This window comes from uncultured Candidatus Thioglobus sp., assembly GCF_963981275.1.
Taxonomy (GTDB): Bacteria; Pseudomonadota; Gammaproteobacteria; order PS1; family Pseudothioglobaceae; genus Thioglobus_A.
Genome location: NZ_CAXCCZ010000007.1, coordinates 38963 through 47071 on the forward strand (window position 1 = coordinate 38963; position 8109 = coordinate 47071).

7 protein-coding genes are annotated in these 8109 nt (G+C 39.2%); 3 read left to right on the forward strand and 4 right to left on the reverse strand.

Annotation, left to right across the window (positions count from 1 at the left end; translation table 11 throughout):
• Nucleotides 1-18: 18 nt before the first annotated feature.
• Entirely contained in the window at nucleotides 19-828 is an 810-nt protein-coding gene (gene dapF / locus ABNR88_RS02230) for a diaminopimelate epimerase (RefSeq protein WP_291925883.1), read from the forward strand.
• Here dapF and ABNR88_RS02235 read toward each other — a convergent pair.
• From ABNR88_RS02235 to pdxA, 4 genes are read right to left on the reverse strand one after another with little or no spacing between them, the layout of a single operon-like run.
• Complete coding sequence (locus tag ABNR88_RS02235; protein ID WP_291925831.1) at nucleotides 825-1622, reverse strand: symmetrical bis(5'-nucleosyl)-tetraphosphatase; 798 nt, start codon at nucleotides 1620-1622, stop codon at nucleotides 825-827. The two genes, dapF and ABNR88_RS02235, sit on opposite strands and share 4 nt — an antisense overlap.
• The gene (gene apaG, locus ABNR88_RS02240; protein WP_291925832.1) at nucleotides 1623-1994 is read right to left on the reverse strand and encodes a Co2+/Mg2+ efflux protein ApaG; all 372 of its coding nucleotides are present in this window, start codon (nucleotides 1992-1994) and stop codon (nucleotides 1623-1625) included.
• Nucleotides 1972-2760, reverse strand: a complete 789-nt coding sequence (rsmA, locus tag ABNR88_RS02245) for a 16S rRNA (adenine(1518)-N(6)/adenine(1519)-N(6))-dimethyltransferase RsmA (RefSeq protein WP_291925834.1) — start codon at nucleotides 2758-2760, stop codon at nucleotides 1972-1974. The genes apaG and rsmA overlap by 23 nt, the downstream gene beginning before the upstream one ends.
• Complete coding sequence (gene pdxA / locus ABNR88_RS02250; protein ID WP_291925837.1) at nucleotides 2753-3715, reverse strand: 4-hydroxythreonine-4-phosphate dehydrogenase PdxA; 963 nt, start codon at nucleotides 3713-3715, stop codon at nucleotides 2753-2755. The genes rsmA and pdxA overlap by 8 nt, the downstream gene beginning before the upstream one ends.
• Before the next feature lie 231 nt (nucleotides 3716-3946).
• On the opposite strand from pdxA, the gene ABNR88_RS02255 reads away from it, so the two are divergent.
• Together ABNR88_RS02255 and ABNR88_RS02260 are read left to right on the forward strand one after the other, a co-directional pair.
• Nucleotides 3947-5095, forward strand: a complete 1149-nt coding sequence (locus ABNR88_RS02255) for an efflux RND transporter periplasmic adaptor subunit (RefSeq protein WP_291925840.1) — start codon at nucleotides 3947-3949, stop codon at nucleotides 5093-5095.
• Between the two features lie 7 nt (nucleotides 5096-5102).
• A partial coding sequence (locus ABNR88_RS02260) for an efflux RND transporter permease subunit (RefSeq protein WP_348669915.1) occupies nucleotides 5103-8109 on the forward strand: 3007 nt, incomplete at its 3' end.

The window sequence follows — 8109 nt, forward strand, 5'->3', positions numbered from 1 at the left end:
AAAATAAAGCCTATGTTGATAAATTTTACAAAAATGCACGGGCTTGGAAACGACTTTATGATGGTCGATAATACAAGTGGTGACATAAACTTTAGCGCCGAAGTGATTACTAATTTGTCTGATCGACATTTCGGTGTTGGTTTTGATCAGTTACTGGTTGTTGAGTCAAGTATTTCTCCAAATGTTGATTTTCGCTATATTATTTATAATGCAGATGGATCTGAAGTGTCACAATGCGGGAATGGTGCTCGCTGTTTTGCGCGTTTTGTCACCCAAAAAGGCCTGACCAGTCATAATCCTATTACTGTTGAAACTCACTCAAGTGTTATTACATTACACATCAATCCAGACAGCACCGTGCGTGTTGATATGGGTAAGCCAAATTTTGAACCAAGCAGCATTCCACTGATTGAACCAGAAGTTCAGTCAACCTATTTCATTGAAGGATTTGAAATGGGTGTTTTGTCTATGGGCAACCCTCACTGTGTTTTAATTGTAGAAGAATTGTCAACGTTGGATGTGACTAGTATCGCTACACAAATTCAAGCAAGTGACACCTTACCTGATCAAGCTAATATTGGCTTTATGCAAATTATTAATCGTCAAGAAATAAGGCTACGAGTTTATGAACGTGGCTCTGGTGAAACGCTGGCTTGTGGCAGTGGTGCGTGTGCAGCTGTAGTTCATGGGGTTGAGCAAGGCTTATTAGATGAAACTGTCTGCGCACATCTTACTGGCGGCGATGCAACTATTGAATATCAAAAGGGTGGCTCAGTATTTTTATCAGGGCCTGCTGAGTTTGTCTTTGAGGGTCAAGTGAACCTTTAGCAATCTATAGAGAATACTTGCTGGTCTGATCGTCTAATAGCACTCAAACGTCCGCCCCATATACAACCGTGATCCATTGGGAAAATACGCTTTTGCACGACATTGGTGAGCGTAGACCAGTGTCCAAAAAAGATATCTGTTTGCTCAAGTAGTCGGTGTTCATGCATAAACCAAGCTTTATAACCCTTGGGCACCTGGTCAAAATTTAGTTTGTGGGCAAATTCTAGCTGACCATCAGCCTTACAAAAGCGCATTCTCATAAGTGCATTAACAGTGTATCGACATTGCTCGATCTCACCTAAATTGGCATGCCAGGTATCTGGCTGATTGTGATACATTTTTGTTAAAAATTCAGCTAAATTTTCACTTTGCAAGTTCGCTTGAACTAGAGCTGCTTGAGTCAATACAGTGTTTTTATCCCAATTTGGTGGAATACCAGCATGAACCATTAAGGCGTTTTGTTCATGAATAACTAAAGGTTGTTGAGTCAAAAACTCTAATAGTTTTGTAGCATTTTTTGCATTTGTTATATCGCTAAAAGTGTCTTTTTTATTGGGATTGATATTGCCAATAGTACAGGCTAATAAATGAAAATCATGATTACCCAAAACCATAGATGTGTTGTCAGCATTTTCTTTGATAAATTCTAAAGTTTCCAAGGATTTGTTGCCACGATTAACCACATCTCCCAGAAAATAAAGACGATCTTTATCCAGGGAAAAGTTTATTTTTTTTAATAGGCGTTGTAATGAATCGTAACAACCCTGAACATCACCAATTAAATAATCAGACATCTAATGTAGGGTGTAGGGCTCACTTAAGATAAATTCAGGGATTTCAGCTTCGAAACGCTCACCTTCGTCATTTACCATGCCGTAAGCGCCTTTCATGGTTCCGGTGGCGGTCTTGATTACTGAGCCTGACGAATATTGATAAGACTCTCCTGGCATTAGATGTGGCTGCTGTCCCACAACACCTTCACCAATCACATCTTCAGTATGGCCTGTTTCATCTTGAATGCGCCAACGTCTAGTAAGTAGTTGGGCGCCAATCAAGCCGTTATTTGTCATGGTGATGGTGTAGGCAAAAGTATGTTGATTAATGGCAGCACTAGACTGCTCTTTAATAAAATTAACTTGAACTTCAATTTTGATGGAGTTTTTCATAATCTTTGGTTAGGGTAATAAAGGTATCGACATCTAGCATTTCAGCGCGCTGAGAAAGGTCAATATTGGTTTGCTCTTGCGTTATTAATGATTTTAAACAATTTCTAAGGGTTTTTCTACGGTGGGCAAAGGCAGCCTTTACCAATTCTTCAAAAGGCTTAATGTTATCAACTTTACAGGTTTTTAGAGGTGTTAAATAAACAATAGCAGAATCAACCTTTGGTGCCGGATCAAAAGATTCTGGAGGTACAACAAAGATCAATTCCACATCAAAAAATGCTTGCATCATGACACTCAATCGACCGTAAATTTTAGAACCATGATTTGCTGACATTCTCTCTACCACTTCTTTTTGCAGCATAAAGGTCATATCTATAACCTTGTCTCGATGCTCAAGCAAGTGAAATAAAATGGGAGATGAGATATTATAAGGAAGATTGCCCACCACTCTAATCGGCGGATTAAAATCATCAAGATCAAAATTAAGCGCGTCACCTTGATGAATCGTTAAATTGGGTTTTTTATGACTATTTAATATGTCGATTAAATCTCGGTCGATTTCAATTACATTTAACTCATCCACTCGATCTAGCAAAGGCAGTGTCATAGCGCCTTGTCCAGGGCCAATTTCAAGTAAATTGTCATCACGTTTAGGTGCAATGGTGGCAATGATTTGATCAATAATCTTTTGATCTGTCAAAAAATTTTGACCAAAACGTTTTCGCGCCTTATGCTTTGTAGGATTGGTAGTGTATCGCTTAGACATTTTTCTTATTAATGAAATCTTGCGCATATTCTAACGCAGTATGCAAGCTCCCTAAGCTAATATTGCCACTACCAGCAAGTGACAAGGCGGTACCATGGTCAACCGAGGTACGAATAAAAGGCAGTCCAAGGGTGATATTTACCGCTTTTTTAAAACCTAGCGTTTTAAGTACTGGCAAACCCTGGTCATGATACATACTGAGTACACAATCAACCCCCTTAAGTGCATCAACTGTAAAGGCAGTATCGGCAGGCACACTGCCGGCCAAATTTAACCCTTGTTGATTAAGCTGCTGAATCAGCGGGTTGATAATGTCTATCTCTTCTCGACCCAAGCAACCATCTTCGCCAGCATGAGGATTAAGCCCGCAAACAACGATACGCGGATGAATGATGCCGTAACCCTCTAGTGAATTATGAATGATGCGTATGGTTTTTTCAAGCGACTCTTGCTGAATATTTTGGGCAACTTGGGAAAGGGGAAGGTGTGTTGTTGCTAATGCAACGCGCAATCCTTTGGTGGCTAGCATCATCACCGTTTTTTCGGTGTTGGCTAATGAAGCTAGATATTCTGTATGTCCAGTAAACCCAGGATTAACCGTGTTAATAATGCCTTTATGGATAGGGCCAGTAACTAAAGCATCACACTGTCCATTTAAACAAAATTCAGTGGCTATATCTAAGGTGTTAAGTACATATTGTGCATTTTCCACATTTAACATTCCAGTATTAACTACACCGTTCGTTTTAATAGGATAGACACAAAGCTGTTGTTTAGCTGAAGAGTGCTCAGATTCAACAATTTTTAAGGGTAAATTAAGCTGCTTTGCACGCTTTAATAAGATATCAGGATCGGCAAAAGTCAACAAATTATTAGTTGACTTTTTTTGAGCAAAAATAACAGCCAAATCTGGGCCAATTCCGCCAGGCTCTCCTGGGGTAAATGCAATCGTCATTTATAGCATAAATTAGTGAAATTAATAACTTATATTATAGTGTTAATATATAAGCAAGATTTTATATACTAGGATATTTTTTTTTATAAAAAAAATAGTTAAAAATCAAATACTTATAATTTAAAAAAAGAGTTTGCCGGCTATTTAAATTAAATAATAAACATAAGTAAAATGATTCCTATAAAATTCCGATTAATAATAATTAAATTCATACTAAAAAACAGGTTAACTATGCGCTTCACAATTACACCTTTAGTCACATCAGTTTTACTCACATTTTCAGTGCCTTTACAGGCGCAAATCATGAATCAAAATGCCAACAATTTTGATTCCGTTTATAACATTCAAACAGTTAGTGGCATGTCACTAGATAAAAGAGCTCTTTTAGGGGGTGCGGTAGTATCTTCTTCACAGGTTAATTTATCAGCTCAAGTGTCAGGTGATGTCTTGGTTGTTAACGGTCGTGAAGGTGATATGTTTAAGAAAGGCTCAACCATTGTAACGCTGGAACAAGAATCTATTCAAGCACAGCGTGACTCTGCCTATGCTGAAATTGCTTCAGCTAATGAGGCTTTGAGAAATGCAGGTGTACAGTATTCACAATCTATCGTCTCCCCTAATGGGGGCGGTATGCTTGGTGGTGTGCCTGGTATGTTCTCAATGTTTACTGATCCTATGTTAAAGATGAGTGGCCAAGGCAACCCTGAATTTGACAAATTTGCTAATAGAACCTCAAGATATACAGCTTATCAACAAGCTAAAAATAAACTTACTCAGGCGGAAAATAATTTAAAACAAATTGAATCACGCTTAAAAGATGCCAATGTTAGCGCGCCATTTGACGGCGTTATTGTTGCTAAATCGATTAATGAAGGTGACATTGTCCAGCCAGGTCAAATTTTACTAAAGTTTGCCAACATTAAAGAACTTCAAGTTGAAGTTAACATTCCGTCAAGACTGGTTAGAAGTTTAAAACTTAATAAAGACTATCGAGTTAAGTTAGATATTGCTAATATTGTAGTTGATGCCAAATTAGCACAAATTTATCCAATTGCTGATAACGCTAAGCACAGTGTTAAAGTAAAGCTTGACTTACCTGCTAACGTTCCAGTTCTTCCGGGTGCGTATGCAGAGGTGGAAATTTTTGAAACAGATTCAGGCGTACTAACACCAGTTGTTCCCGAGGTGGCTATTATGTGGCGCTCATCTCTACCAAGTGTTTTTGTTATCAATCCGCTCACCAACAAAACAGAATTACGCTTTATTCGCTTAGGTGAACAGGTGGGTAAGGATAAGAAAAGTATTTTATCGGGCTTAAAAATTGGTGAAAAGATTGTTGCCAATCCAAATATATTAATGGTTTCAGGAATGAGTATCTAAGGGAATTATGTCAAAACACGAACATATTGATCTTTCTAAAGATAAGAATATAAATCAAAAAGTAATTAAGGAAGCTATAAAGGAATACGAACTTGGTATTGCTGGAAAGCTAACCAAGGCCTTTATTACTTCGCCTTTATCTATTATTATTTTCTTTGCTATGTTGGGCGCCGGTATTATCGGTCTTATCTCAACACCTAGACAAGAGGATCCACAAATTTCAGTTCCTCTAATTGATCTCTTTGTTGAGTACCCAGGCGCTTCATCGGAAGAGGTTTCTAATATCGTGGTTAAGCCATTAGAGCGTTTAATGTCGCAGATTTTAGGCGTAAAACATGTCTATTCAGTGAGTGACAAAGGCCAGGGAATTATCACGGTTGAATTTGATGTGGGTCAAGATATGAACGCATCTATTATTAAGGTTCGTGACAAGATGCTGGCCAATCTTGACTTTATGCCGCCTGGTGCAAGGCAGCCTCTGATCAAGCCTAAAGAGATTGATGATGTACCCATTATCAATTTAACCCTATGGTCCAAATCCTTAGATGATGGACAGTTGCGCTCGCTTGGTCTGGAGTTAATCCAGCAATTAGAAAAAGTTAAAGATACCAATAACGGCTTCATTGTTGGTGGTCGCAAGGAAATATTCCATATTGATGCTTATCCGGGTCGTTTAGCTGGCTATGGTGTTTCTATTCAGCAAATAGCCGGCACAGTGGGCAATGCTAATGTTCGTGAACACACGGGCAATATCGAGCTAAACGGTTACAAAATGGAAGTTTATTCGGGTGACTTCTTTACTAAAGTTGAAGATATTGAAAATTTAGTAGTTGCTATTAATGATGGCAAGCCTATCTATATTCGAGATGTTGCCGATGTTTATTACGCACCAGAAGAAACTGAACATATGGTGAGTTACTACACAGGCAAGGCTAACAAGACAAACCAAAAAGCCACTGGAGAGCAAGCGGTCACCATTGCAATTGCTAAGAAGTTTGGCTCCAATGGTGTGGCAGTTGCTGAAAATATTCTAGCCAAAGTGGAAGAATTAAAAGGTCGATTAATTCCAGACAATGTGGAAATAGCAGTTACTAGAAACTATGGAAAATCTGCAAAGGACAAGGTTAACGCTCTTATTAAGAAGTTATTCATCGCCACAGGTGCTGTTACCTTGCTAGTTTGGTTTGCATTGGGCGTTCGTCCGGCGATCGTAGTTACCCTGGTTATTCCAGTTGTGCTATTAATGACAATCTTCTCTGCTTGGATTTTAGGCATGACAATTGACAGGGTGAGTTTATTCGCCCTTATCTTTTCAATAGGAATTTTGGTTGATGATGCAATTGTTGTCACGGAAAATATTTATAGACGCTGGCTGATTGATAACAAAATTACCATCGGTACCGCAATTGATGCAGTGCGCGAAGTAGGAAACCCTACAATTTTAGCAACCTTTACAGTGGTTGCGGCACTTGTACCAATGGCGGCTGTAAGTGGCATGATGGGGCCATATATGGCACCAATACCAGTTTTGGGATCTGTTGCAATGATGTTCTCGTTGTTTGCTGCATTTGTCTTTACACCTTACTTTATTATGAAGTTCGTTCCCCCTTTGAACGTCTTACACAAAATGCATGAAAAGGAAGAAAGAGAAGCAAAAATAATGTACTCTTTTTATCACTCGACCATCTCTAAACTGTTTAATAAAGCAGCTTATGGTTGGAGCTTTTTACTAGGCTTGGTGGTTGTGTTCTTCTTGGCCATGTCGATGTTTTATACAACAGCAGTGCCTGTTAAAATGTTGCCACTCGACAATAAATCAGAGTTTGGTATTGTGCTGGATATGCCTGATGGAACCTCATTGGCGGATACTGCTTCAACACTACACTTGATGGCGCAAACGCTTCGCAATGTTCCAGAGGTTATTGACATTCAGTCATACTCGGGTACAGCAAAACCGTTTGATTTCAACGGCCTGGTTAGGCACTCTTACTTACGCCAATCTTCATCTGTTGGTGAGTTGCAGGTGCAACTTGCAGAAAAAGCCGATCGTTCACGCTCTAGCCATGAAATTGCACTTGAAGCTCGCGGTTTATTAAAAACAATTGCCGAAGATGCTGGTGCAGATTATGCTGTTGTTGAGATGCCACCTGGCCCCCCAGTATTAAGACCGGTAGTAGCAGAGGTTTATGGTCCTGATAAAGATACTCGCCGTAAACTGGCGAATGACTTAACTGAATTATTTGTTGAATCTGGCACTATGGCAGATGTTGATAATCTAATGCGCGATGAATATCCGGTAATTGACTTTCAGGTTGATACAGCCAAGGCATCAAGATTTGGTGTTAGTGTTATGACTATTAAAGAAACGTTAGCTATGGCTATGAGTAGTTTTAATGTGGGCACTATTCGCCTGAAAAATGCCTTAGAGCCTTCACGCATCTGTCTTCAGGTGCCATTGACAAAGCGCTCTCAACTTTCATATTTAACACAACTTCCTGTGCCATCTCAGCATGGCAGTATGATTCCTATTTCCGAATTAGGTTCGTTTAGCTATAAGAAGGAAGATGATCTTATTTACCATAAGGATCTAGCAGATGTAGAGTATGTATTGGGCGAGCCAATAGGTCGTCTTAGTGCACCAATCTATGCCATGTTTGCTGTAGATGATTTATTACTTAGATATCAAACATTAGACGGTACACAGCTTCAAGGTGAGTACTTAGGGCCACCAAAAAATCAAAATATCCCAGGATTTGAATGGGGTGGTGAGTGGACAGTAACATTTGAAACCTTCCGTGATATGGGTACTGCATTTGGTGTTGCGCTTGTTGTTATCTATATGTTGGTTGTTTGGCAATTTGGTAACTTCATTATTCCAGCAATTATCATGGCACCAATTCCCTTAACACTATTGGGTATTGTTCCGGGTCATTGGTTGTTAGGTGCAGAATTTACCGCTACCTCAATGATTGGCTGGATTGCCTTGGCAGGTATCATTGTGCGTAACTCTATCT

Bases quoted from the DNA above. Each gene is read 5' to 3' on its own strand.
- ABNR88_RS02255 (WP_291925840.1), top strand. From the start codon at position 3,947: ATGCGCTTCACAATTACACCTTTAGTCACATCAGTTTTACTCACATTT.
- rsmA (WP_291925834.1), bottom strand. From the start codon at position 2,760: ATGTCTAAGCGATACACTACCAATCCTACAAAGCATAAGGCGCGAAAA.
- pdxA (WP_291925837.1), bottom strand. From the start codon at position 3,715: ATGACGATTGCATTTACCCCAGGAGAGCCTGGCGGAATTGGCCCAGAT.
- ABNR88_RS02235 (WP_291925831.1), bottom strand. From the start codon at position 1,622: ATGTCTGATTATTTAATTGGTGATGTTCAGGGTTGTTACGATTCATTA.
- apaG (WP_291925832.1), bottom strand. From the start codon at position 1,994: ATGAAAAACTCCATCAAAATTGAAGTTCAAGTTAATTTTATTAAAGAG.